General features: G+C 73.5%; 18 protein-coding genes. 14 read left to right on the top strand and 4 right to left on the bottom strand.

Annotated features, from left to right (window positions below; genetic code table 11):
• The first annotated feature begins 4 nt into the window (after window positions 1-4).
• Genes ACLJOU_RS13510 through ACLJOU_RS13500 form a run of 3 tightly spaced genes read left to right on the top strand, consistent with a single transcriptional unit; the run spans window position 5 to window position 4,522 of the window.
• Window positions 5-1,024 (top strand): NAD(P)-dependent oxidoreductase, encoded by a 1,020-nt coding sequence (locus ACLJOU_RS13510; RefSeq protein WP_410567130.1) that lies wholly within the window; start codon window positions 5-7, stop codon window positions 1,022-1,024.
• A complete protein-coding gene (locus tag ACLJOU_RS13505) occupies window positions 1,021-3,378 on the top strand; it encodes a PEP/pyruvate-binding domain-containing protein (protein ID WP_410567128.1) in 2,358 nt (785 codons plus the stop codon). Before ACLJOU_RS13510 ends, ACLJOU_RS13505 begins: the two co-directional genes overlap by 4 nt.
• Window positions 3,379-3,409: 31 nt before the next feature.
• On the top strand, window positions 3,410-4,522 hold the full coding sequence (locus ACLJOU_RS13500; RefSeq protein ID WP_410567126.1) for a nucleotide disphospho-sugar-binding domain-containing protein: 1,113 nt from the start codon (window positions 3,410-3,412) through the stop codon (window positions 4,520-4,522).
• A gap of 357 nt (window positions 4,523-4,879) precedes the next feature.
• Here ACLJOU_RS13500 and ACLJOU_RS13495 read toward each other — a convergent pair whose 3' ends face one another.
• The gene (locus ACLJOU_RS13495; protein WP_410567124.1) at window positions 4,880-6,733 is read right to left on the bottom strand and encodes a BTAD domain-containing putative transcriptional regulator; all 1,854 of its coding nucleotides are present in this window, start codon (window positions 6,731-6,733) and stop codon (window positions 4,880-4,882) included.
• A 491-nt stretch (window positions 6,734-7,224) separates the two neighbouring features.
• On the bottom strand, window positions 7,225-8,532 hold the full coding sequence (gene rfbH / locus ACLJOU_RS13490; RefSeq protein ID WP_410567122.1) for a lipopolysaccharide biosynthesis protein RfbH: 1,308 nt from the start codon (window positions 8,530-8,532) through the stop codon (window positions 7,225-7,227).
• A 200-nt stretch (window positions 8,533-8,732) separates the two neighbouring features.
• On the opposite strand from rfbH, the gene ACLJOU_RS13485 reads away from it, so the two are divergent.
• The 5 genes from ACLJOU_RS13485 to ACLJOU_RS13465 all read left to right on the top strand — a co-directional run bounded on the left by ACLJOU_RS13485 (window position 8,733) and on the right by ACLJOU_RS13465 (window position 13,888).
• A complete protein-coding gene (locus ACLJOU_RS13485; RefSeq protein WP_410567120.1) occupies window positions 8,733-9,908 on the top strand; it encodes a nucleotide disphospho-sugar-binding domain-containing protein in 1,176 nt (391 codons plus the stop codon).
• Window positions 9,909-10,085: 177 nt separating this feature from the next.
• Complete coding sequence (locus ACLJOU_RS13480; RefSeq protein ID WP_410567119.1) at window positions 10,086-11,264, top strand: nucleotide disphospho-sugar-binding domain-containing protein; 1,179 nt, start codon at window positions 10,086-10,088, stop codon at window positions 11,262-11,264.
• 10 nt (window positions 11,265-11,274) lie between these two features.
• Window positions 11,275-12,105 (top strand): class I SAM-dependent methyltransferase, encoded by an 831-nt coding sequence (locus tag ACLJOU_RS13475; RefSeq protein WP_410567117.1) that lies wholly within the window; start codon window positions 11,275-11,277, stop codon window positions 12,103-12,105.
• Window positions 12,105-13,082 carry an ABC transporter ATP-binding protein gene (locus tag ACLJOU_RS13470; RefSeq protein WP_410567115.1) on the top strand — a complete coding sequence of 326 codons (978 nt, stop codon included), beginning with the start codon at window positions 12,105-12,107 and terminating at the stop codon, window positions 13,080-13,082. Before ACLJOU_RS13475 ends, ACLJOU_RS13470 begins: the two co-directional genes overlap by 1 nt.
• Window positions 13,079-13,888 carry an ABC transporter permease gene (locus ACLJOU_RS13465; protein ID WP_410567113.1) on the top strand — a complete coding sequence of 270 codons (810 nt, stop codon included), beginning with the start codon at window positions 13,079-13,081 and terminating at the stop codon, window positions 13,886-13,888. The genes ACLJOU_RS13470 and ACLJOU_RS13465 overlap by 4 nt, the downstream gene beginning before the upstream one ends.
• A gap of 418 nt (window positions 13,889-14,306) precedes the next feature.
• Here the strand turns inward: ACLJOU_RS13465 and ACLJOU_RS13460 are convergent, their stop codons facing one another.
• Complete coding sequence (locus tag ACLJOU_RS13460) at window positions 14,307-15,440, bottom strand: glycosyltransferase (RefSeq protein WP_410567111.1); 1,134 nt, start codon at window positions 15,438-15,440, stop codon at window positions 14,307-14,309.
• Window positions 15,441-15,583: 143 nt separating this feature from the next.
• On the opposite strand from ACLJOU_RS13460, the gene ACLJOU_RS13455 reads away from it, so the two are divergent.
• The 6 genes from ACLJOU_RS13455 to ACLJOU_RS13430 are packed head-to-tail and all read left to right on the top strand — an operon-like array spanning window position 15,584 to window position 24,556.
• The gene (locus ACLJOU_RS13455) at window positions 15,584-16,744 is read left to right on the top strand and encodes a nucleotide disphospho-sugar-binding domain-containing protein (protein WP_410567109.1); all 1,161 of its coding nucleotides are present in this window, start codon (window positions 15,584-15,586) and stop codon (window positions 16,742-16,744) included.
• Between the two features lie 43 nt (window positions 16,745-16,787).
• On the top strand, window positions 16,788-17,915 hold the full coding sequence (locus tag ACLJOU_RS13450; protein ID WP_410567107.1) for a glycosyltransferase: 1,128 nt from the start codon (window positions 16,788-16,790) through the stop codon (window positions 17,913-17,915).
• Window position 17,916: 1 nt separating this feature from the next.
• Complete coding sequence (locus ACLJOU_RS13445; protein ID WP_410567105.1) at window positions 17,917-19,110, top strand: nucleotide disphospho-sugar-binding domain-containing protein; 1,194 nt, start codon at window positions 17,917-17,919, stop codon at window positions 19,108-19,110.
• Window positions 19,110-20,294: a nucleotide disphospho-sugar-binding domain-containing protein gene (locus ACLJOU_RS13440; protein WP_410567590.1), complete on the top strand. Its 1,185-nt coding sequence runs from the start codon at window positions 19,110-19,112 to the stop codon at window positions 20,292-20,294. The genes ACLJOU_RS13445 and ACLJOU_RS13440 overlap by 1 nt, the downstream gene beginning before the upstream one ends.
• A gap of 36 nt (window positions 20,295-20,330) precedes the next feature.
• A complete protein-coding gene (locus ACLJOU_RS13435) occupies window positions 20,331-23,393 on the top strand; it encodes an AMP-binding protein (protein ID WP_410567103.1) in 3,063 nt (1,020 codons plus the stop codon).
• A gap of 14 nt (window positions 23,394-23,407) precedes the next feature.
• Entirely contained in the window at window positions 23,408-24,556 is a 1,149-nt protein-coding gene (locus ACLJOU_RS13430) for a class I SAM-dependent methyltransferase (protein ID WP_410567101.1), read from the top strand.
• Window positions 24,557-24,605: 49 nt separating this feature from the next.
• Here the strand turns inward: ACLJOU_RS13430 and ACLJOU_RS13425 are convergent, their stop codons facing one another.
• Entirely contained in the window at window positions 24,606-25,367 is a 762-nt protein-coding gene (locus ACLJOU_RS13425) for an NAD-dependent epimerase/dehydratase family protein (RefSeq protein WP_410567099.1), read from the bottom strand.
• Window positions 25,368-25,553 lie beyond the last annotated feature (186 nt).

Below are 25,553 nucleotides of genomic sequence, written 5' to 3'. Positions count from 1 at the left end.
GCCGATGGACACCAAGACGATCGCCGTGCTCGGCCTCGGCGTGATGGGCTCGGGCATGGCGGCGAGCCTGCTCGACCACGGTTACCGGGTGCTGGTGCACAACCGCACCGCCGCCAAGGCGGCCCCGCTGCTCGACCGCGGCGCCGAGCTCGCCGCTTCGGCCGAGGCCGCGGTGGCCGGCGCCGACCGCGTGCTGCTGAGCCTCGCCGACGAGCCGGCGGTGGACGCGGTGCTGGCCGCGGCCGGGCCCGCGATCCGGCCCGGGCTGGTCGTCGTGGACACCTCGACCGTGTCGGCCGGGTACTCCCGGGCGCTGACCGCCCGGCTCGCGGCCGCCGGGGTGACCCGGATCGAGGCGTGCGTGCTGGGCAACCCGGCGCAGGCCGCGGCCGGGGAGCTGCGGGTGCTCGCCGCCGGAGCCCGCCCGGGCGTCGAATCGGTGGACGACGTGCTGGCGGCGATCGGCCGCGACGTGTCCTACCTCGGCCCGGCCGGCAACGCGGCCACCACGAAGCTGGTGTTCAACCTCCTGCTGGGCGGCCAGGTCGCGGCGCTGGCCGAGGCCGTCAACTACGGCGTGGCGGCCGGGCTCGACCGCGACCGGCTGCTGGCGGCGATCGGAGCCAGCGGCTTCAGCTCGAAGGTCCTGTCGTTCCGGGCGGAGCTGATGCGGTCCCGCCGGTACGAGCCGGCCGCGTTCCGGTCCGCGCTGATGGCCAAGGACCTGAGGCTGGGCACCGCCGCGGCGGCCGAAGCGGGCGTCGGCACACCGGTGCTGACCGCGGCCGCGGTGGCGTACGAGGCCGTGGTCGCGGCCGGAGCGGGCGACGCGGACGCCGCGATCCTCATCGACATCGCGGACGAGGCGACCGGCCTCGGCCGCCGGGCGGCCGCGGTCCGCACTGACATGGACGACGCTGACATCGCCGACGCGGACTCCGCCGACGCGGACACCGCCGACGCGGACTCCGCCGCCGACCCGGATGCCGCGATCCTCATCGAGACCCCGGGAGGTCCCGCGTGACGCTCACCCAGTCCGCGCTCGTCCGGTCGCTGGACGAGCCCGGCCTCGAGGTGGCCGAGGCCGGGCGCAAGGCCGCCCGGCTGGCGGGCCTGCGGCAGGCCGGGTTCCCGGTGCCGCCGGGGCTGGTGCTCACCGTCGCCGCGTTCGAGGCGGGGGAGTTCTCGGCCGGTGTGCTGGCCGCGCTGCGGTCCGTGGCCGGCCACTTCGGCGAAGTGCCGCTGGCGGTGCGGTCCTCGGGCGTCGCCGAGGACGGGGACGAGCAGTCCCACGCCGGGCAGTACGAAACGGTGCTCGGGGTGTCCGGGTTCGACGAGCTCGTCGCGGCCGTGCGCACCTGCTGGGAGTCGGCCGACTCGGCCCGGCTGCGCGAGTACCGCGGCCGCGCGGACCGGCCGGGGCTGGCCGTGCTGGTCCAGCCCCTGGTCCTGGCCGTCGCCGCCGGAGTGGCGTTCAGCGCCGACCCGGTCACCGGCGCGCGGGGCACGGTCCGCGTCGACGCCGTGCCGGGGCTCGGCGACCAGCTGGTCTCCGGCCGGGTCGTGCCGGACGAATGGGCCGTCACGGACACGCCCGCCCTGGTCCGGGGACCGCACGGGATCCTGACCGCGGAGCAGGCCGGCCGCGTCGCGGACCTGGCGCGGCGGGTCGAGGCCGACGCCGGCTCGCCGCAGGACATCGAATGGGCGTGGGCCGGTGACGACGTCGTCCTGCTGCAGGCGCGCCCGATCACGGCGCTGCCCGCCGCGGGGCCGGAGCCGGTCGCGGTCGAGTTCGAGGTGCCGCCGGGGTTCTGGCTCCGCGGCGGGTACACGCTCAAGCCGCTGTCGCCCATGAACACCTCCACCTTGATCCGGGCGGTCAACCGGACCAGCTCGAACCTGTTCACCTACGCGTTCGGCGAGCGGGTCGAGGTGCGCAACCTCGGCGGCTGGTCCTACGTGCGGATCGTGCCGCTGGCCTCGGTGGACGCGGTGCGCGAGCGGGCGCGGGAGGTGGTCGAGGCCGGCCGGGCCGACAAGCACGGCGAGATCGTCGACCGGTGGTACGCGGAGTGGCTCCCGGGACTGCGCGCCGCCTTGACCGAAGTCCGGTCGGTGGTCCTCGGCGAGCTGGCGGGGCCGGAGCTGCTCGCGGAACTGGACCGGCGGGTCGAGCTGGCCTACGAGGCCCAGCGGCTGCACTTCCTCGTCGGCGGCGTGTCCAGCATGGTCTGGGGCGAGCTCGGTGTCGTCTGCCGGGACCTGCTCGGCTGGGGCGCCGCGGAGATCCTCCCGATGCTGACCGGGCTCCCCGGCCGAGCGGCCGAGCCCGCGCGAGAGCTGACCCAGCTGGCCCGCCTCGCCGAGCGCGACCCGGGCGTGCTCCGGGAGCCGGCCGGCGAATTCGCCGAAGCGTTCGACGCCTACCTCGTCGAGTACGGCCAGCGCTGTCTCGGCGCGGACCTCGCCGAGCCGTCGCTGGCGGAACAGCCGCGGCTGGTGCTGAGCCTGATCCGGGACCGGCTCGACGCGGGCACCGATCCGGAGGCCGCCGCGGCGGCGGCGGTCGCCGAGCGCGAGGTGACCGTCGTGGCGGCCCGCGCCCGGCTGTCCGGAGCGGAGCTCGCCCGGTTCGAACGCGCGCTGGCCCGCGCGCAACGCGCGTTCCCGCTGCGCGACGACACCGGGTTCGAGGCGCACGTCGCCTGGGCGCAGGTCCGGTACGCGCTGCGCGAAATGGCGGCCCGGCTCGTCTCGGGCGGACAGCTGGGCGACGTCGACGACATCTTCCTGCTCACCCTGGACGAAGCCCGTGCCGCCTTCGCTTCCGGGGCGGCGCAGCACGACCTGGTGTCGCTGCGCGCCGGACAGCAGGCGTGGTCGCAGGCCCACCTCGGCCCGCAGACCTACGGCGAGTACCAGAGCGGGCCCGACCGGGAGGCGGTGCTGGCCGAGCTGGCCCCGGCCGATCGCGCGGTGCTGGAGCCGATGTTGTGGATCGACTCGGTGTCCGAACTGGGCGCCGGGCACCGGGCGGCGGCGGGCGACCGGTTGCTGCGCGGGACGGCGGCGTCGGCGGGCCGGTACACCGGCGTCGTGCGGGTGGTGATCAGCGAGCGCGAGTTCGCGAAACTGCGCCCCGGCGACGTGCTGGTCTGCCCGGAGACCACCCCGCAGTGGTCGGTGCTGTTCGGCGGCATCGGCGCACTGATCACCGACACCGGCGGGCTGCTCTCGCACCCGTCGATCCTCGCGCGCGAGCACGGCATCCCGGCCGTGGTGGCGACCGGCAACGCGACCGAGGTCCTGCGCGACGGCCAGCTGGTCACCGTGGACGGGACGACCGGCGCGGTCGAGGTCCTCGACAGATCGTGACCGGCCACGTCCTTCTTCCCCGGAGTGTTCCATGCGAATCCTGGTGACCAGCTATCCCGCCGTCTCCCACCTCTACCCGATGGTGCCGCTCGCCTGGGGGCTGCGGGCCGCCGGGCACGAGGTGCGGGTGGCGGCGGCGCCGTCGTTCGCGGCCGCGGCGCGCGGCACCGGGCTCCCGGTGCTGCCCCTGGGCGAGGACGTCGACGGGACGGTGGCCTGGCAGGGGTTCGACCCCCGCGCGGGCGACCGCACCGAGCGGACGATGCGGATGTTCCGCTTGACCGCCCAGGGCTGGGCCGGCGCGCTCGTGGCGGTCGCCCGTGACTGGGCGGACGCCGTCCTGTTCGACCCGCGCGAGTACGCGGGCCCGGTCGCGGCCGCGGTGGCGGGCATCCCGTCGGCGCGCGTGCTCTACGGGGTCGACCACACCTACGCCCAGCGCGCGGGGGAATGGCCCCTGCTGGCCCCGCTGTGGGACGAGTGGGGCCTCGGCGAGCCGGACCCGGCGGGCACGGTGACGATCGATCCGTGCCCGGCGGCCCTGCAGCTGGAGACCCCGGAGTCGGCCTGGCCGTTGCGCACCATCCCCTACAACGGCTCGGCCGTGATCCCCCGATCGGCCGCCCCGGCGGGCCGTCCCCGCGTCTGCCTGACCTGGGGCGCGTCGTTCGGGGGTACCACGGGCAACCTGGACCCGGTCCGGGTGGCGCTGGCGGGGCTCCTCCGCTGCGGGGCCGAGGTGCTCGTCGCGGTGGCCCGCGGCCAGCGGCCACTGCTGGGCGAGCTGCCCACCGGCGTCCGGGTCCTGGAATCGGTGCCGCTGCACACGATCCTGCCCGGCTGCGCGCTGGTCGTGCACCAGGGCGGCGCGGGCACGGCGCTCACGGCCGCGGCCTGCGGGGTGCCGCAGCTGGTGGTCCCGTTCAAGGGCGACCAGGTCACGCACGCCGGACGGGTGGCGGCCGCGGGTGCCGGCGTCCTGCTCCCGGCGGCCGAGCTCACGCCGGAGGCGGTGGCTTCGGCTGCTTCCGGGGTGCTCGCGGACGCGGGTTACGCCCGGCGGGCGGCGGAGATCGCGGCGGAAAACCGTTCGCGTCCGGCCCCGGCGGCCGTGGTGGCGCAGCTGGAGTTCCTGGTCCGGTGAGGCGGGCGGTGCCGGCGGGGGAGAGGTTGCCCGCCGTCGCGGGTCCCGAGCGCCCCAATGTGGCCTTCGGTGCGTGAGACGCACCCAGGGTGGCCTTCGGTGCGTGAGACGCACCCAAGGCCGCCTTGGGGCGCTTGAGCCGGGTCGCCGTCAACGAACCTCGGATGCGCGGCACCAGGTGCCGGCCGGGATGGCCGGACCGGCCGCACACAGACGGGAACGGCCGACACGCCGGGGAGTACCCCGTGTCGGCCGTTCCGATCACCGTGTTCGCCCGTCCGGGTGGCGGGCCCGTGGTTCGCCGGATCCGGCGGGGTGGTCCTCCACGAACCCACTCCGCCGGTCCCGGTCGCCCGTTCAGCCGGGGACGGCGATCCCGGCCTCCGCTTCGCGGGGGATGGTGGCGACCACCTGGAGCAGGTGCGACGGCCGTTCCGTCCCCTTGCAGAAGTCCTTGAACAGGGGCGGCAGGGAGTAGTGGAACTCCGGGCCGTCTTCCTGGACCCGGACCCGCAGCATGTTCGCCGCCACCAGCCGGTCGAGGGCGTCCTCCGCCTCGCGTTCGCTGCCTTCCACGACCGCGACCGCGTTCTTCGCCGTGAAGCAGTCCAGTCCGGACTCGCACAGCCGGGTCAGCACCTGCCGGTCCCGTGGCTCGAGCGCGGCGAGGTCCTCCCGGAACGGCCCGTGCAGGTCGACCCCCGCGGCCTGCAGCTCCGGGCGCAGCCCGTCGTCGCCGGAGATGCGGGCCGCCAGCTTGGTCACCGGCCAGTGCCGGTTGACCGACAGGCGCTCGCCCAGCGCGCGCAGCGCCACCGGGAGACCGCCGCAGCGGTGGACCACCGCGGCCACCGTGCCGCGCTCGTGCAGGATGTTCCGCGAGGTGACCACTTTGGACATGAGTGCGACACCGTCGTCGGTGGACATCGGCTCCAGCAGCATCGGCACCACCCCCGGCAGCGAGCCGGTGAGCCGCCGTCCGGTGGCCAGCACCACCCAGCGGCCGCCGGGCAGGAGCGGCCGGATCTGCGCGGCCGACGAGACGTTGTCGAGCAGGATCAGCCCGCAGCCGCCGGCGGTCCTGGTCCGGAACAGCTTGGCGCGCTCGGCCTCGCCCGCGGGCACGTCCGCCGCGGGAACGCCGAGGTCGGTCAGGAAACCGCCGAGGACGTCGACCGGCTCGGTGTCCGGGCCGAACTCGGCGAACAGCTGGCCGTCCGGGAACCGCGACCGGGCCGCGTGCGCGGCCCGCACCGCGAGCACCGTCTTGCCCACCCCGGTCATCCCGGTCACCGCGAACGTCCGGCCGGCCGACCCCTCGGGGGTGAGGAGGCGGTCCAGCTCGGCCAGCTCGGCGGTCCGGCCGGTGAAGTCCGACAGGTCCGCGGGCAGCTGCGCCTGGACGATGTTCCGCGGCGCCGGCACGGTCCCCGCCCGCACCGCCGGCGCCACCTGGCGCAGCGAGGGGGAGTCCGAGAGGACGCTCTGGTGCAGCCGCTGCAGGGTCGGCGAGGGGTCGATCCCCAGTTCGTCGTCGAGGCAGCGCCGGACCTCGTGGTAGACCTGCAGCGCCTGCGATCGCCGGTCGCACCGGTACAGCGCGAGCATCAGCTTCGCGTACAGGTCCTCGTGCAGCGGGTATTTCGCGATCAGCCCGCGCAGCTCGCCGACCAGCTCGCGGTGCCTGCCGATCTGCAGGTCGGCCTCGACCCGCATCCCCAGCGCCTGCAACCAGGCCTCGTTGAGCTTCGCGGCGTGCGCGTCGAGCAGCGGTCCACGCTGGACGTCGCACAACGCGTCGCCCCGCCACAGCGCGGTCGCCCGGTGGAGCAGCTGCGAGGCGCGCAGCGGGTCACCCGCCTCCAGCGCGTCCTTGGCGGTGCCGGCCAGCTGCTCGAACTCGTCGGCGTCGACGCTTCCCGGCGCGATCCGGGCCAGGTAGCCCAGCGGTTTCGTCACCAGCACGCCGTCGTGGCTGTTGCCGGCGGCGCAGAACAGCTTGCGCAACTGGTAGATGTAGGTCTGCAAGGTGGTCAGTGCACTCGCCGGCGGGTTCTCCGGCCAGATCTCTTCGATGAGCGAGGTGACCGGCACCAGGCCGCCGTGGCACAGGACCAGCAGCGCCAGGACGCTGCGCTGCTTCGGTGCGGTCGGTGTGAGCAGCCGGTCCTCGTGGGTCACCTCGAAGGTGCCCAGGGTATTGAATCTCATGACTTCCCCCAGCGGTAGGCATAAGAACATGTAACCGGAGGATGGTGATTCGACTATCCGACGGAACGGCGAAATAGTCGACCGCTATCCCCAGTTCGGTGCAAAAGGGCTGCCCTCACCCCAGATTTAGCACTTTCGCACCGTGCGGCTGACAGTATTCGCCGCTCGTGGCGGTGTCAAGATTTCCCCGAGACGGCCAAACGTTGGTGAGGAGACCCTCAGGGCGACCGGCTGGGAGGCGGTGAAGTCCCGGTGAGCAGCGACGACCCCGGTCTCCCGAGGATTCGCACGTATTCGCCCGTCTTTCCCGTTAGATCCGTTTTATCCGGATAGTCGGGTGTGTCACGAGCAGTGAATACAAATACACTCCCGGTGTTCGCGACGGCGGGAATTGCCGTGAATATCAATTCTATCTTAAGTCGTCACAGTATGAAAAAGAAAAGCGCCTCTCGGAACCGGGGGAGTTCCGAGAGGCGCCGGGGGAGGCTCGTTCAGTGGGTGGCGACGAACTCCTTGAGGGTGCCGATGACGAACTCGATCATTTCCGGCGTGATGCCCGGGTACACGCCGATCCAGAACGTCCGCTCGGTGACGATGTCGCTGTTGGTCAGCGAGCCGGAGATGCGGCGCGGCCGGTCGAGGTAGGCCGGGTGCCGGGTGAGGTTGCCGGCGAACAGCCGCCGGGTCCGGATCGCGTTGGCCTCCAGGTGGGCGATCACCTCGCCGGCGGTGAAGCCCGCGTCCGGGCGCACCGTGATCACGAACCCGAACCAGCTCGGGTCGCTGCCCGGGGTTGGCTCGGGCAGCAGCAGGCCCGGCAAGCCGTCGAGGCCTTCGCGCAGCTGCCGCCAGTTCTGCTTCCTCGCCTCGATGAAGTCGGGCAGTTTCGCCAGCTGGCTCAGCCCGAGCGCGGCCTGCAGGTCCGTGCTCTTGAGGTTGTACCCGAGCTGCGAGAACACGTACTTGTGGTCGTAGCCCGGCGGCAGCTCGCCCAGCGAGAAATCGAACCGCCGCAGGCAGCGGTCGTCCTCGCCGGGCTCGCACCAGCAGTCGCGGCCCCAGTCGCGCAGGGACCTCGCCAGCCGCTCCAGCTTCAGGTCCGAAGTCAGCAGGCAGCCGCCCTCGCCCATGGTCAGGTGGTGGGCGGGGTAGAAGGACACGGTGGCGAACTTGCCGAACGTCCCGGTCAGCCGGCCCTGGTAGGTCGACCCGACGGCGTCGCAGTTGTCCTCGATCAGGTAGCACCCGTGCCGCTCGGCGAGCTCGGCGATCTCCGCGACCGGGAAGGGGTTGCCGAGGGTGTGCGCGATCATGATCGCGCGGGTGCGCGGCGAGAACGCGGCTTCGACCCGTTCGGCCGTCGTGTTGTAGGTGCCGAGCTCGATGTCGACGAACACCGGGACGAGGCCGTGCTGCAGGATCGGGTTCACCGTGGTCGGGAACCCGGCCGCGACGGTGATCACCTCGTCGCCGGGCCGCAGCCGGGCGTCGCCGAGCTGGGGCGCGCACAGCGCGCTGATCGCCAGCAGGTTCGCCGACGAGCCCGAGTTGGTGAGCAGCGCCTTGCGCCGCTTGAGGGTCCGGGCGAACGACGACTCGAACTTGGCGGCGATCCCGCCGGAGGCGATCCGGAGGTCGAGCGCGGCCCCCACCAGCGCCACGCGGTCGTCGGCGTCGAGCACGGCGCCCGAGGACAGGATCGGCGTCTCGCCGGGGACGAACTTCTGCGGCCCGGGGGCCTGTGCGTCGTGGTAGCCGCGGACCTGCTCCAGCAGGAGCGATCTCGCTGAATCGGCCATGTCGTATCCCCTGCGCTCGGGTGACGGAAAGCTGCCGAAGTGTCGCGATGGTGGCTATAGACCCGCTCGACCCCGGCTCGCGAGCGGGCGGCTGGACGGCGAATCCAGTGCGGCCCGATGGCGGCTTGGTCCGGTGTGGCCGTGATCAATGAGGTCGCCCGCGCGCAAGGGTGCCGCGGACGTGACGTGCTGGAGGAAGTGTGAGCACTGGCGGCCGGCGGCCGAGGGCGATGCGCGTGCTGTTCGTCATGTGGGGCTGGCGCACCCACCTGCATCCGGTCGCCCCGCTCGCGTGGGCGCTGCGCGGAGCCGGGCACGAGGTCAGAGTGCTCGGGCAGCCCGCGCTCGGCCCGGCGATCACCGAGCTCGGGCTGACCGCGGTCGCCGCCGGTCCGGACGTCGACGTGCTGCCGGAGTTCCGGAAGTTCGTCCTGCCCGTCGAGGCCCGGCCCGCGCCGGAGCCGCCGGCCGACGGGGTGCCCCGGGCGTTGAAGCTGTTCGCGCGGCTGGCCGACGAGATGGCGGGCGACGCCGTGCGGTTCGCCCAGGCCTGGCGGCCCGACCTCGTGGTCGCCGAGCCGACGGCGTTCGCCGGGCCGCTGGTGGCGGCCGCGCTCGGGATCCCGTCGGTCCGCCACCTCTACGGGCCCGACCTGGTGGCGCGGGCCGCCCGGTTCCTCCCCGGCCTGCTGGAACCGATCGGGGGACGGCTCGGTGTCGGCCCGGTCGACCCGCTCGCCGGCACCACGATCGACCCGACGCCGTCGTGCCTGCACGCTCCGGGCGACCTGCCGCGGCGGCTGGTCCGCTACCTGCCGTGCTCGGGTCCGGAGCGGGCCGAGGTGGTGCTCGGCCCGGTGGCGCGGCCCCGGGTGTGCGTCACCTGGGGGCACACGATGGAACTGCTCGGCCCGCAGTACTTCCTCGCGGGGGAGACCGCCCGCGCGGTGGCCGAGCTGGACGTGAACGTCGTGCTGGCGGTTTCGGCGCGGCAGCGCGCGCTGCTCGGCGACCTGCCGCCCACCGTGTCGGTGTTCGTCGACCCGCCGCTGGACCGGCTCCTCGCCCACTGCGACGTGCTGGTGTCGCAGGGCGGGGCGGGCAGCGTCCTGACCGGGCTCGCCGCCGGGCTGCCCCAGGTCGCCGTCGGGCAGCTGCCGGACCACCTGGCGATCGCGCGGCGGCTCGAGGCCGCGGGCGCGGGCCGCGCGCTGGCGGCCGCGGAGTTCAGCGCGGCGGCGGTCGCCGGCGCGGTGTTCGACGTGCTGCAGCGGAGCGGGTTCGCCGCGGCGGCGCGCCGGGCGCGGCTGGAAAACGAGGGCCGGCCCGCCCCCGCCGAGCTCGTCGCGGACCTGCGGTCGCTCGCCGGGAGGTGAGCGATCCTCCAGCCGTGCCCCAAGCCCGGCTGCGAAGTTCCTGATCGGACCGAAAGCAGGCCGCCCCCCGCGCGGCACGTAACCGTTGCTACGGAAGTCGTTCGGCCGTGACTGTGGTCCGATCGGGAACGATCGGCACAGTCTGGACATTCGGCGTCTCAGAAAGGAAGTACGCGAATGCGCGTGCTGTTCTCCGCGTGGGCGTGGCCCCCGCACTACTACCCGATGGTTCCGCTGGCCTGGGCGCTGCGCAACGCGGGGCACGAGATCCGGGTCGCCGGTCCGCCCGCCCTCGCCGAGGCGATCACCATGTCCGGCCAGCCCGCCGTCGAAGTCGGCGAGGACTGCGACTTCAGCCAGCTGACGCGCGACACGATGCACATCGACCGGGACGCACCGGCGACGGTGGAGCTGTGGAAGCAGCTGCGCAAGCCCAAGGGCGAACGCGCGCTGCAGATGTTCGCCGACATCGCCGAGACCATGGTCGACGGCCTGGTCGAGTTCGCCCGCGCCTGGCAGCCGGACCTGGTCGTGCACGGCCCGACCACCTACGCCGGCCCGATCGCCGCCGCCGCGGTCGGGGTGCCGAACGTGCGGGTGCTGATGGCGCCGGACATCGCCTACCGCGGCCGGGACATCGAGCCGGTCCTCCTGCGCCCGCTCGCCGAGCGCTTCGGCGTCACCGAGTTCAGTCCACAGGGGACGCTCACGGTCGACCCGTGCCCGCCGAGCATCCAGCTCCCGACGGACTACCCCAAGCAGCTCATGCGCTACATCGCCTACAACGGACCGGCCGAGGTGCCGGAGTGGCTGCTGGAGCCGCCGTCGCGGCGCCGGGTCTGCATCACCTGGGGCACCACCCTGGCGAAGGTGAACCCCAACCTGGTGCTGGCCGGGCAGATGCTGGAGGCGGTCGCCGGCGTCGACGCCGAGGTCGTCGTCACCGTCGCGCCTTCGCACCGCGAACACCTCGGCCCGATCCCCGACGGCATCCGGGTGGTCGACGCGCTGCCGCTGCACCTGCTGCTGCCGACCTGCGACCTGATGATCCACCAGGGCGGCAACGGCACGACGATGACCGGGGTCGTCAACGGCGTCCCGCAGCTCATCGTGCCGCAGTTCCCCGACCAGGCGTTCGTCGCGAACCAGCTGGCGCCGACCGGGGCGGCCGCGGTGCTGCTGCCCGAGGACGCCGGGCCCGACACCGTCCGCGGGCTGGTCACCGACCTGCTCGAGAACCCGCGATGGCGCGCCGACGCCCGGCGGCTGGCCGACGAGGCCAACGCCCAGCCCGCGCCCACCGAGATCGTGCCGGTGCTGGAACGTCTGGCCGCACGCGAGCACGCCACCGTCTGAGAGGTGAACCATGCTGGCACGCAAGGATCTTCCCGCCGAGTTCGCGGCCTGGAACGAGAAGTGGGGCGCGCCCTACGGACACCGGTCCGCGCGGCTGCTCGCCGAGGGCAAGCGGCCGATGCAGCGGCCGCTGGAGGCGCTGGCCGACCCGGCGAACCCGGACTACGGCCCGTTCGCCTTCCAGTACGCGAGCGGCACGCGGGTGCACGAGTACCCGTGGGCATTCGCCGTCGCGGAGTTCACCCCGGGCATGCGGGTGCTCGACGTCGGCAGCGGGCTGAGCGGCCTGCAGTTCGTCGCCGCGCTCGAAGGCTGTTCGGTGGTCAACGTCGACCCGTCGGCCCGTGAGGACTACAACGTCTGGACCGACCCCGGCTACCTGCCGCTGTCGCCGCGCGAGCACCAGCTGCTCAACACCACCTTCGGGACCGACGTCGAGCTGGTCGCGGCCCGCCTGCAGGACGCGGACCTCGAGCCGGAGTCGTTCGACCGGGTGCTGTGCCTGTCCGTCCTGGAGCACGTGGACCTCGCCGAAGGCGCCGACATCGTGCGGGCGAGCACGCGGCTGCTGAAGCCGGGCGGCAAGCTGGTCCTGACGGTGGACGCGTTCCTCGACCTCCGGCCGTTCGGCGTGCTGGAGAAGAACATGTGGGGCATCAACCAGGACGTCGGCGCGCTGATCGAGGCGAGCGGGCTGGAGCTGGAGACCGGCGACCCGCGGGAACTGCTCGGCACGCCGGAGTTCGACTTCGAGCACGTGGTGAAGTCGCTGCCGGAAGTGCTCGTCTCCGGGATGTACCCGGTGATGAGCCAGTCGCTCGTGCTGCGCAAGCCCGTGTGATGGCGGGACTGCGAACCCCCGCCCGGCCCGTCGTGGCCGGGCGGACGGCCTCGGTGGTGACGGCGACGGGGCTGCGGAAGGTCTACCCGGCGAAACGGGGCCCGGTCGAGGCGGTCGCCGGGATCGACCTCGACGTCCGCGCGGGGGAGTTCTTCGGCCTGCTCGGCCCGAACGGCGCCGGGAAGTCGACCACGATCGGCATGCTGACGACGCTGGTGCGGCCCACCTCCGGCAGCGTGCGCATCGCCGGCTTCGACGCCGCGCGCGAGCCGGTCCAGGTGCGCCGGCGGATCAGCCTGGTGAGCCAGACCAACTCCGTCGACCGGGAGCTGACCGTCGAGGAGAACCTGCGTTACCGGGCCCGGTACTGGGGCGGCACCCGCGCGGCGGCGCGGCGGCGCGCGGACGAGCTGCTGGAGCAGTTCGGCCTCGGCGACCGCCGGGGCGCGATGTTCTACCAGCTCTCGGGCGGGCAGCTGCGCCGGATGATGATCGCACGGGCGCTGGTGCAGCGGCCGGAGATCCTCTTCCTCGACGAACCGACCGCGGGCATCGATCCGCACAGCCGGGTCAACGTCTGGGACGTGCTCGGCGAGCTGCACGCCTCGGGCCAGACGATCGTGCTCACCACGCACAACATCGAGGAGGCCGAGCGGTTCTGCCGCCGGGCGGCGATCATCGACGGCGGCCGCGTGCTGGTGTGCGACGAAGTGTCGGCGCTGATCGCCTCCGCGGGCGGGGTCTCGCTGGTGACCGCGACCTACGACGGACCGGTGTCCGAACTGGACTTCGGCGCACTGCCGGTGGTGCGGGACGGCGCTTCGGTCCGGGTGTCCACGGCCGAGACCGACGGGCTGATCGCGGAGCTGGTCGCCCTGGGCGCCGCGGCGGGCCGCCGGCTGCTGGACGTGACCACGGCCCGGCCCAGCCTCGAAAGCGCGTTCCTCAGCCTGACCGGAAGGGCGTACCGGGCATGACCACGATCGCAACGCCGGCGGTGTCCCCGGCCCGGGTGTTCTTCGCCTTCCTCGCACGGGACGTCTACGTCGTGTTCCGCAAGCAGCTCGGCGGGCTGCTCGGCCGGGTACTGGTCCAGCCGTTGCTGACGGTGTTCGTGTTCTCCTACGTGCTGCCCTCGATCTCCGGCGGCATCGGCGGGACGTCGGGCACGGTACTGGCACCCGGGATCCTCGCCAACTCGATGCTGTTCGCCGGACTGCTGGGCGTGACCGTGCCGCTGATCACGGAGCTGTCCTACCCGAAGTCCATCCAGGACCGGTTGCTCACCCCGGTCCCGGTGTGGGCGGTGGGGGTGGAGCGAATCGTCAGCGGCGCGGTGCAATCGCTGTTCGCGGCGGTGCTGGTGCTGCCGATCGTGACGTTCCTGCACGCACCGGGCCAAGCTCCGGATCTGTCCTATTCGGACTGGCCCCTGCTGGTGCTGATGCTGGTACTGGGCTCGGTGTTCTCGGCCGCCCTCGGCCTGCTGCTCGGTTCGGTGGTGGAACCCGCGCAGGTGAACGTGCTGTTCAGCATCATCATGATCCCCCTGATGATGCTCGGCTGCGTGTACTACCCCTGGGCGGCACTGAGTTCGGTGCGCTGGCTGCAGATCACGGTACTGGCCAACCCGGTGGTGTACCTGAGCGAGGCGCTACGGGCGGCATTGACACCGGACGTACCCCACCTGTCGGCTTGGGTGGTCCTGGCGGTGCTCCTGGGCGGCACGGCCGCCGTGGGCTGGTTCGGCCTGCGGGCGTTCCACCGAGCCGTACTGGGCTGAGCGCACCCGTACCACGCACGGTGGCCACCCAACCGCGAGGATCCCGGCCCGGCTCGGGCCGGGATCCTCGCGCGGAGGAGGACACGCAAACAGCCGGCCGGCAGCGCAAGAAGACCACAACGTCACCAGACCTCCCCCGCCCCTCATCCCTGCCTGCTGTTCAGCCGACGGTCGGGTTTGTCAAGGCACGCTTTCCCGCCTTGACAAACCCGAGCGGCGGCTGAAAATCCAAACGGAGGGGCGGGGGAGGTCGGACCCGCAGGCTGCGGCAGAGGGCGGCCGCGGCAGAAAGCGACCGCGGCAATTCCCGCTGCGGCAGGGCGGCCGCGGCAAGATCCGCCGCGGCAGAGGGCGGCCGCGGCAGAAACCCGCCGCGGCAGAAAACCCGCCGCAGCAAGGAACCTCCCGCGGCCCGTACTCAACGAGCCAGAGCCACGAGCCCATCAACAACCTCAGCCGGACTGGGCTGTTCCCGGCTCTCCCGCGCCAACCCGGCCGCAGCGTCCCGGTACGCCGCATCACCGAGGATCTCGGCCGCCGCCGTCCGGATCGTCTCGGTGTCCGCCTCGGCGAGGTCGAGTTTGACGCCCGCGCCCGCGGCCGACACCAGGGTCGAGATGAGCCGCTGGTCGGGCAACTGCGGGATCATCAGCTGCGGCGTACCACAGGACACCGCGGTCAGCGCGGTGCTCGGCCCCGCCTGCGAGATCAGCAGGTCGCAGCTGGGCAGCAGGGCGTGCAGCGGGATCCGTTCGACGATCCGGACGTTGTCCGGCACCCGGCCGAGCGCGGCCAGGTCGTCGCCGGCCACCGTCGCCACCACCTCCACCGGCAGCCCCGCCACCGCGTGGACGAGCCGGTCGATCACGCATTCGTAGAACGCCAGCTGGGAACTGGTCGTGCCGTAGGTCACGCAGATCCGCGGCCGGGTCCGCGGCCCGGCCGCCCACGCCGGCAGCACCGTCGCGCCGTTGAACGGGACGTAGCGCATGTGCCGCCGGGTGAAGTCACCGGGCACCTGCAGGGTGGGCGGGCAGTGGTCCACGGTCACCGCGCCCGCCACGTCCACTGTGGACAGTCCGAGGGAGGCGGCGGTCGCCGCGAGCGCCGCGGGTTCGAAGGACCGGACGTAGGAGAGGATGTCGACGCCCCACAGGTGGCGCACGGCGGGCACGCCCAGCGCGGCCGCGACCAGCGCCGCGGCGTAGGTGCTCTCCTCGAACACCACCAGGTCCGGCCGCCAGGACCGCATCAGCGTCAGCAGCGGGCCTGCCATCTTCTCCGCTATCCCGGCGTAGGCGGACACCGTGCGGGACTCCTTGCCCGAGCCGCGCACCCGGGGGTCCTCCGCCAGCAGCCGGGCCACCGTCGGCTCGATCTCCTCGTCCCGCCCGACGGCCACCGCGGGCAGCCCGGACGCCCGGATCACCGGGACGAGGGACGGCTGGCTCGCGACCCGGACGTCGTGGCCCGCGGCCCGGAAGGCCCAGCCGAGGGTCACCATGGGCTGGTAGTGCGTCGGCCACGCCCACGTGCAGAACAGAATTCGCATGCCCGCACGGTCTCGTCCCCGCCTCGGGAACGGCTCGAACCTCCTTCGCCGCCGCCCACCGGCCCGCAACCCACCCATCCTGGACCCGGACTCCAGCCGGTCTGGCGACGGTGACCCCCACTACTGGGCGGAGGTGGACCGACGTGCGCGTGCTGCTGGTCTCGTGGGCCTGGCCGTCCCATGTGCGGCCCCTGGTCCCGATCGGGTGGGCCTTCCGCGCGGCGGGACACGACGTCAGGTTCGCCACGCAGCCCCGGCTGGCCGGCGCGGTGACCGGCGCGGGGCTGCCCGCGGTGTCCGTGGGCGGCGGCGGCGACCACACGGCGTTGCTGGCCCGCGCCCTGCGCCCGATCCGGCCGGGCCCGGATGCCGAACCCACCCCGGGCCGCGGCACCGGCAAGCGGCTCGGCCTGTCGGTCGCGCTCGCCGAAGACATGGCCGACGACCTCGAGGCGTTCTGCCGCCGCTGGGCGCCGGACCTCGTGCTCTACGAGCCGACGACCTACGCCGCGCCCCTGGTGGCCGCGAAACTCGGCCTGCCGCACGTGCGCGTGCTGTGGGGCGTCGACTTCCACTCCCAAGCCCGTGCCTTCGAAAACGTGGCCTTCGCCGAGCTGTGCGGGAAACTGGGGATCGGCGGCTTCGACTCGGCCGGCAGCGCCACCGTGGACCCGTGCCCGCCGTCGTTGCAGGTCGAAGTGCCCGGCCGCGTCCTGCGCACGAGGTACGTGCCCTACAACGGGGCCGGCGCCGTGCCGGGCTGGCTGTGGACCGAGCCGCGCCGCCCCCGGGTGGTGTTCACCTGGGGCGTCTCACCGCAGTTCAAGGGAGCGGGCGAATGGTCCGCCGCGGCGCGGCGGATGCGGGCGCTCGTGGCGGCGATCGCCCGGCCGGACCTCGACCTGGTGGTCGCGGTGTCGAGCACGGACGCCCTCGGCGCGGACCTGCCCGACGGCGTCCGCCTGGTCGAGAACCTCCCGTTGCACCTGGTGCTGCCGAGCAGCGCGGTGCTGATCTCCCGCGGCGGCGCCGGATCCATGATGACCGGGGTCGCGGCCGGCGTCCGGCAGGTCGTGGTGCCCGAGTACTTCCCGGATCTCGTGCCGTCCCAGCGGCTGGCCGCCACCGGCGCCGGTGTCCTGGTCGAAGACGACGACCCGGAGTCGGTGCGGGCCGCGGTGGACGCGGTCCTCGCCGACGAGGCGGCCGCCGGCGCCGCCCGGCGGCTGCGGTCCGAGGTGGCCGCGCAGGCCACGCTCGACGAGACGGTCGGCGAACTGCTCGCGCTGGCCGGCAGCCGGTGACCCCGTGATCCGCCCGACGGCCGTCGCCGGCCGAGGAGGCCGTATGCGCTTGCTGTTCGTGTCGTGGGCCTGGCCCTCGCACCTGTTCCCGATGGCCCCGACGGCGTGGGGACTGCGGCTCGCCGGGCACGAGGTCGTGCTCGCCTGCCCGCCGTCGCTGGTGCCGGTGGCGACCCGGACCGGGCTGCCGGTGGCCCGGATCGGCGCCGACGTCGACCTCGCACCGCGGATGAAGTCCTTCATGGACGGTGCGAAACCGCGCCGGGAGCGGCGGACCCCGCTCGACATGTTCGTCCCGGTCGCCGACGCGATGGCCGGCGACCTGCTCCGGTTCGCCCGCGACTGGCGCGCGGACGTCATCGTGCACGACCCGACGACCTACGCCGCCCCCGCCGTCGCCGCCGCCCTCGGCGTGCCGTCCGTGCGGCACCTGTGGGGCGTCGACTTCACCTACCCGCTGCGGATGTTCGAGGAAACCGCCTTCGCCGGCCTGTACGAACGCCTCGGCGCCGGCGCGTGCGTGATCAGCGGGGACACCCCGACGCTCGACCCGTGCCCGCCGGGCCTGCAGCTGCCGGTGGAGTACACCCCGGTGCGGATGGCTTACCGGCCCTACAACGGCACCGCGGTCTACGAACGCACGCTCGCAGACCGCCGAGCGGTGCCCCGGCTCTGCGTCACCTGGGGGACGACCAGCGGGAAGTTCGGCGCGGCCGGCTCGCTCCCCGCGCTCGTCTTCGCCGCCGCCGCCGACCTGGGCCTCGACGTCGTGTTCGCGACCTCGGGCGCCGAGGCGTTCGGCCCGGAGTACCCGAAGACCTGGCAGACGGTCGTGATGCAACCGCTCAACCTGGTGCTGCCGGGCTGTGACCTGGTGGTCCACCCGGGGGGATCGGGCAGTGCCCTCACCACCGTGCTCGCCGGGTTGCCGCAGGTGTGCCTGCCGCTCATCCCGGACCAGGAGACGAACGCGGCCCAGCTGGCCGGCGCCGGTGCCGGGGTGCGGGTCGGCGCGGCCGACGCGACCGTCGAAGCGATCCGGGACGTCCTCGCCGAGCTCCTGGCCGACCCCTCGTTCACCGAGGCCGCGGCCGCCCTGCGCGAGGAGTCCCGCGCGCTGCCGGACCCGGCCGCGGCGGGTGCGGGGCTGCTCGCCGCGGTGGGAGGCTGACGTGCGCGTCCTGCTGACCTCGTGGGCCTGGCCCACGCACTACTTCTGGCTCACGCCGATCGCCTGGTCCCTGCGGGCCGCCGGCCACGAGGTGCTCGTCGCGGTGCCACCCGGCGCGGTCCACGGGGTGACGCGCGGAGGTCTGCCGGCCGCCGCCGTCGGAGCCGACTTCGACGTGCTGCCCATCATCGAAAAGTACTACTGGGCCTCGCCGCTGGCCGACGAGGCCGCGGCGGGCGAGCTGACGGACTGGGCGGCCGCCCGCGCGGCGGGTGAACAGCCGCTGGCGGTCTACGCGCTCATCGCGAAGGTCATGCAGGACGACCTGGTCGCGCTCGTCCGCCGGTGGCAACCCGACCTCATGGTGTTCGACGCGGTCACCTACGCCGGGCCGCTCGCCGCGGCCGCGTGCGGAGTGCCCGCGGTGCGCCAGATCTGGGGCGTGGACTACAGCTCGTACCTCACCGGGTTCGCGCCGCGGGCGCTCGCCGCCCACCGGGCCGCGCTCGGCCTCGACGACCTCGACGTGCTCGGGACGGCCACGCTGGACCCGTGCCCGCCGAGCCTTCAGCGCCGCGACGACGTGCGCCGGCTCTTCGCCCGGCACCTGCCGTTCAACGGCTCCGGCACCGTCCCGCGCTGGCTGCTCGAACCCCCGCGCCGCAAGCGGATCTGCGTCACCTGGGGCACCATCGCGCACGTGCTCGGCGAGCGCGCGTTCGGCGTGGACAAGGTGCTGGGCGCCTTCGCCGACGTCGACGCCGAGGTCGTCTGCGCGGTGTCGCCCCGGGACCGCGCGCGGCTCGGCGTGCTCCCGGCGAACGTCCGGGTGGCCGAGAACCTGCCGCTGCACCTGCTGCTGCCCAGCTGCGACCTGATCGTCTCCCAGGGTGGCGCCGGTGCGGTCGCGTCGGCCGTCACGGCGGGCGTGCCGCAGGTGTGCGTGCCGCATTTCGGCGAGCACGTGCTCAACAGCCGGACGATCGCGGACGCCGGCGCGGGAGAGCTGGTCCCGCTCGACGCCGCGACCGCGGATTCCGTGCGGGCCGCCGTGCTGCGGGTGCTCGGTTCGGCGTCGCACGAGAAGGCCGCGGCGGCGCTGGCCGAGGAGGCCGCCGCGCAGCCGGCACTGTCCGAAGTGGCCGCCGGGTTGCCGGAACTGGCCGGGGTGAAAGGGAGCGGCCCGTGCGGGTGATGTTCACCTTGTGGAACTGGACGACCCACCTCTACCCGATGGTGCCGCTGGCGTGGTCGTTGCGCGCGGCGGGGCACGAGGTGGTCGTGGCGACCCAGCCGGGACTGGTGCCCGCGGTGCGGGGCACCGGCCTGCCCGCGGTCGCGGTCGGCACCGACGTCGACACCGCCGCGCTGATGGGGCAGTACGTGCAGCGCGCGCGGCGGCACGACGCCCAGCTCGTGGAATGGGCGCAGATGCGCCGGTTCGGGCCGCGCAACTGCTGGCTCGGGGTCGCGGCGGCCGAGGCGATGACCGGCGGGCTCCACGACTTCGCCCGCGCGTGGCAGCCGGACCTGGTGGTGTTCGAGGCGACGACGTACGCCGGGCCGATCGTGGCGCAGCTGCTCGGCGTGCCCGCGGTCCGGCACACCTGGGGCATCGACTACGCCTGCCTCACCCGGGAGTTCGAGGACGAAGCACTGGCGGACCTGTGCGCCCGGTGGGGCCTGCCGGGGGTGGAACCGCTGGGGGAGGTCACCGTCGATCCGTGCCCGCCGAGCGTGCAGCTGGTGCCGGGCGGGCCGGTCCCGGGCGTACCGGAGGTGACCCGGTTGCCCATGCGGTACGTGCCCTTCAACGGCCCCGGCGTGCTGCCCGGCTGGCTGACCGAACCGCGGCGCGGCAAGCGGATCTGCGTCACCTGGGGGTTGTCGAACGGGCGGTTCGACAAGGAACTCGTCGTCACCGGCCGGGTCGTCGAAGCCCTCGCCGGGCTCGGCGCCGAGGTGGTGGCCGCCGTGCCGGCGGCCGAAGGGGAGGCGATCGAGGCGGTCGCGCCGAACGTGCGGGTCGTGCGGGGACTGCCGTTCCACGCGCTGCTGCCGACCTGCGACGCGGTGGTCTCCCAAGGCGGCCTCGGCACGCTCCTGACGGCGGTCGCCGCCGGCGTGCCCCAGGTCGTCGTGCCCCAGCGCGCGGACCTGATCCTCAACGCCCGTCAGCTCGCCGCGGCCGGTGCGGCCGACTTCGTTTTCCCCGGCGACGGCTTCGAGGCGCTCCTGACCGAAAAGGTGGCCGCCGTCCTGGCCGGTTCCCTCGACGACGGCGCCCGGAAGCTTTCGGCCGAGCTGCACGAGCTGCCCACACCGAACCAGATCGCCGCCCGCCTGCCGCTGCGCGAAGCGGCGTCGACCGCCGCTTGAGGCCGCGTGCCGAGGATGGCCGCCAAGGAGGAACAGATGACCACAGAGACGCTGTCCGTGCTGCACGGCCCCCGGGAGGCGTATTCCGGTGGCGCGCGCATCGAAGAGCTGGTCGCGCGCACCGCCGAGCGCTGCGGTGACGCCGTGGCGCTGCGGTGGCGGGAAACCGAAGTGACCTACGCCGAGCTCGTGGCGGACGCCGCGGAGGCGGCCTCGGCGCTGGCGGCGGCCGGGGTCGGCCCGGGTGACATCGTGGCGGTCCGGGCGCCGCGCACCCCGCGCCTGGTCGCGGTGCTGCTCGGCGTGCTGCGCACCGGCGCCGCCTACGCCTGTGCGCCCCCGGACTGGCCGCTGGACCGGGTGCGGCAGCTGATCGAGCGGACCGGGGCGAAGCTGCTGCTGAGCCACGAGCCGTTCGCCGGTGTGTCCACACTGGACATCGACGCACTGCCGGGCGGGGCACCGGTGCCCGCGCACGGACTCGACGGCACGGCGCCGTTCTGCGTGTTCCTGACCTCCGGCAGCACCGGCGTGCCGAAGGCCGCGCTCGCACCGCACAGCGGCGTCGCCCGCACCGCCCTGGACCGGCGGCACGGGCACGACGGCCGGATCGTCTCGCTCCAGCAGGCGAACCCGGCGTGGGACGTGTTCGCCTTCGAGCTCTGGGTGCCGTTGATCAAGGGCGGCACCGCCGTGCTCCACGACGGCGGACACCTGAGCGGCCCGCAGGTGCGCGCGCGGATCGACGAGGGCGTGACGCTCATCGCGATGGCGTCGACGCTGTTCAACGCGCTGGTGGACGACGACGTCGAGTGCTTCGCCGGCGCGCGGGTGCTGTTCGTCGGCGGCGAGCGGGCTTCGGCCACGCACGTGAAGAAGTGCCTGCGCGCGCATCCCGGCCTGCGGGTGGTCAACGCCTACGGACCCGTGGAGAACACGGTGAGCACCACCGCGTGGGCCACCACGGACCCGGACTTCGGCGACGAAGTCCCGATCGGCACCCCGTCGGTGAACACCTCGGTGTACCTGCTCGACGAGGACCGCCGGATCGTCCCGGCCGGGCAGACCGGCGAGATCGTGACGGTCGGCGACGGCGTGTGCTTCGGGTACGTCGGCGACGAAGCCGAGACGGCGAAACGGTTCGCCACGCTGGCCCTGGACGGGGTGCCCCGCCGCGCGTACTTCACCGGCGACCTGGCGCGGCTCGACGAAAAGGGCCGGCTGGTGTTCGTCGGCCGTCGCGACCGGCAGCTCAAGGTCCGCGGGGTCCGGATCGAAGCCGAGGAGGTCGAGCGGATCATCGAGGCGGTGCCCGGCGTCACCGCGGGCGTGGTGGTGCCGCTGCCGTTCGACGGGGCGGTGAAGACCAGCCTGGCCGCGTTCTACGTCGGCGAGGGCGTGCCGCCCGAGCTGGTGCGCAAGGCCGTCGCCGCGGTCCTGCCCGCCGGCTTCGTCCCCGACGTCGTCGTCCCCGTGGCGGAGTTCCCCAAGCTGCCCAACGGGAAGCTCGACCAGCGAGCCCTCGCCGAAGCGGCGGGTGCCGGCACCGCGGCGTCCGCCGACGACGGCGTGGGCCTCGAAGCCACCCTGCGGGAGATCGCCTCCGAGGTGCTCGGCTACCGGGTGGGCGTCGACGACGACATCTTCGACCGGGGCGCCACCTCGCTCACCGCGATCCGCATCTCCACGCGGATCGGCGCGCTGTTCGGCCGGCTGGTCGTGGTGCCCGACATCCTCGCCGCGCGCACCCCGCGGGCCATCGCCGCGGCCGTGACCACGGCGCCGGCCCTCGAGCCCGGCGTCGCCGGTCACCACGACCCCGGACCGGAGACCGCGTACGAGCCGGCCCACGTCCCGTTCACCGTCGCCGAGTTCTGGCACGCCCAGAAGCAGGCCGGCCACCTCGAGGAAGCCGTCGTGCCGGTGATCTACCGGGTGCGCGGCGCCGTCGACCGGACCGCGCTCGCCCGGGCGCTCGACCACGTCGTCGCCCGGCACGAGGTGCTGCGGGCCCGGTTCGCCGAGGGCGGCCGGACGCCGAAGGTGCGGATCCACCCGGCCGCCGAACTGGCCGGGCTGCTGACCGACCGCCCGGCGGCCACGACGGCGGAGGCGGTCCGGGACGCGTGTGCCTGGGTGATGCGCCCGTTCGACCTGGGCGCCGACTTCCCCATCCGGGCCGCGTACTACCCGGTGTCCGCCACCGAATCGGTGCTCGCTGTAGGGATCCACCACATCTCGTTCGACGGGTGGTCCGGCCAGGTCTTCGCCGCGGACCTGGTCCGCGCCTACGACGCCTTCGTCGCCGGGCGGTCCGGCCTGGCCGAGTGGCCGGCCAGCTACTACCGCGTTTCGGCCGAGCAGTGGGAGCAGTACCGCGACCGGTACCCGGTCGCGGTCTACACCAAGCAGACGGCCATGGCCGACGCGCCGGAGCTGCAGTTCCCGCTGCCCGGCCCCCGGCCGTGGGGTGGGCCGGCGGCCGAGGTCGGCCTCGACATCGACGAGGTGCTGCTGCCGGCGGTCGGCCGGGCCGCCGCCGCGGTCGGCGGCACCGTGATGGCCATCTTCTACGCGGCCTACGTGCTGCTCCTGCGGGAACTGACCGGCGAGCCGTCACCGGCGGTCGCGTTGCCGACCACCGGCCGGTTCACCGAGGAAGCCGGCGACGTCATCGGGTGCCTCGCGAGCATGGTCCCGATGCGCCCGCCCGCGGAGATCGACGACCCGGCCGAGCTCGCCGCGGCGGCCGCGCGGCAGCTGCAGGAGGTGATGCGGCCCCCGCTGGTGCCGCTCACCGCGGTGATGCCGGTGATCCCCGAGGGCCACCAGCGGCATCCGCTGCTGCAGGCCTACCTGCTGCAGGAGGAGATGCCCCCGGCGGCGGTGCGGTTCGGCGACGCGCGGGCCGAGCTGGTCCGGGTGCCGCCGCGCAACGCCCTGCCGGAGATCACCTTGGAGCTCTGGCCGCACCCGGCCGTCGGCGGGGTGCTGCGGTACCGGACCGACGCGATCGGCGAGGAGCAGGCCCGCGGCCTCGCCGACCGGCTCATCGACCACGTGACGCAGGTCGTCCGTGCCCTGGAGGGAAAACTGTGACACTTGAAAAGACTGTGACTTTCGAGAAGACCGTTACGCCCGATATCGAAGCCCTGATCCGGGCCGCGAGCGGCCGCCCGGACGAGGTACGGGCCGCGCTGGACGCGCTCGGCCTCGCCCGGGTCGCCGAGCTCGCGGTGGCCGAGTGGACGCTGCGGCTCGACCCGCCCGCGAACCCACTGGAAATCCACATCGGACTGTCCGTTTCGGATGGCCGCGAGGCCGCGGACCACACGTGGGTGCTGCGGGCCGGCGAGCCGGTGCGCGTGCTGCCGGGACTGCACCCCGGCTGCGACGTCCGGCTGCGTTACGACGCCGTGGACCTGATCACCGAACTGTGGGGTCCCTCGCGCGGGCGCTCGTCGCCCGCCCGCGCCTACGAACTGGCGACCGCGATGGACACCGGCTTCCCGCCCCGCGAACGCCAGCCCTCCATCGCGGCGGCGTCGGCCACCCTCACCGCGGCGCTGTCGGCGCGGGCGCCGGACCTGGGGGCACTGGCCGTCCGGTACGGCTCGGACAAGTGGGGCCAGACGCACTGGTTCACCCAGCACTACGAGCGGCATTTCGCGCCGCTGCGAGAGGAACCGCTGCGGTTGCTGGAAATCGGCGTCGGCGGCTACGAGGACGAGGAGTCCGGGGGCGGTTCGCTGAAGATGTGGCGCCGCTACTTCCCGCGGGCCTCGGTGTTCGGGCTCGACTACTTCGACAAGTCCCGGTTCTCCGGACCGCGGCTGACCGTGGTGCGCGGTGACCAGAACGACCCGGCCCAGCTCGACGCGCTGGCCAAGGAGCACGGCCCGTTCGACATCGTGATCGACGACGGCAGCCACATCAACGAACACGTGCTCACGTCGTTCCGGGCGCTGTTCCCGCACGTGCGCACCGGGGGCTTCTACGTCATCGAGGACCTGTGGACCTCGTACCTGCCCGGCTACGGCGGTGACGACCGCGACTTGCGCGTGCCCACGACGATGCTCGGGCTGCTGAAGACCCTGCTGGACGACCTGCACCACCAGGAGCGTGACACCGACGGCGAGCCGTCGGCGACCGAGGCCGGGCTGGTCGGCATGCACGTCTACCACAACATCGCGTTCCTGGAGAAGGGCCGCAACGCCGAAGGCGGCATCCCGCGGTGGATGCCGCGCGCTCCGCACTGGTGACCCCCCGGTGTTCCCCTCGCCGTGCGGCGAGGGGAACACCGGCGTCAGATCAGGTGAGGACCGGCGCCGGCAGGTAGCGGTCGAGGACGCGCTGGTAGTAAGTCGGGCCGAGGCCGAACCGGGTCACCACGTCGGGGATCAGCCGGGTCAGCTTCGCCAGGGAGACCGGCACCGCCGAAGTCGTCCGCGGCGGCTGCGGGCAGTACTCGCGTTCGACGCACCGGCCGAGCCGGTTTTCGATGTGCCGGATGATGTCGTCGATCGGCACCGCCACCCCGGACCCGAGGTTGACCACCTGCCCGGTCACCCCGCGCGCCAGCAGGATGTCGATCATCGAGATCGCGTGCTCGACGTCGAGCAGATCCCGGTGCGCGCGCTCGTAGACGCGTACCCGGCCCGACCGCACCTGGGCGACCAGCGACGGCAGCAGCTGGTGGGCGCGCTGGTTGTGGCCGACCAGGTTGGTCATCCGCAGGATCAGGTGCTCGACCCCGGAGCTGGCGACCACGGCCTCCATGGCCAGCTTGTGCCTGCCGTAGGCGAGCGGCGGGAAGACCACGTCGTCCTCGCGGGTCGGGCAGTCGGCCGCGCCGTACATCGCGCCCGACGCCGTCGACAGGTACACCAGCCGCTCGCCGGTGCGGCGGCAGCGGCGGAGGGCGTCGTACAACCCCGCCGCGTCCTTGCCGTAGTCGTCCGGTGAGGTCACGGTCGTGGTCGCGACCCCGGTGGCGAGGATGACCGTGCGCGGATGGTCGATGCCGTATTCACTCAGGTTCTTGGCCATGAAACCGCGTCCGATGATCTCCACGGCGCTCCTCTCGGTCCGGGTCGGCCCAGCCCGGATCGTCGGGCGGCGGACTCGAAGGGCCGTCCAATGTGGCTCACGCGACCGAGCGCGAGTTCGGGTCCCGAGCGCCCCAATGTGGCCTTCGGTGCGTCAGACGCACCCAAGGCGGCCTTCGGTGCGTCAGACGCAACCAAGGCCGCCTTGGGG

Origin of the sequence: Amycolatopsis sp. cmx-4-61, assembly GCF_046548775.1 — a bacterium.
GTDB lineage: Bacteria > Actinomycetota > Actinomycetes > Mycobacteriales > Pseudonocardiaceae > Amycolatopsis.
This window is presented reverse-complemented; position numbering and strand designations above follow the sequence as displayed.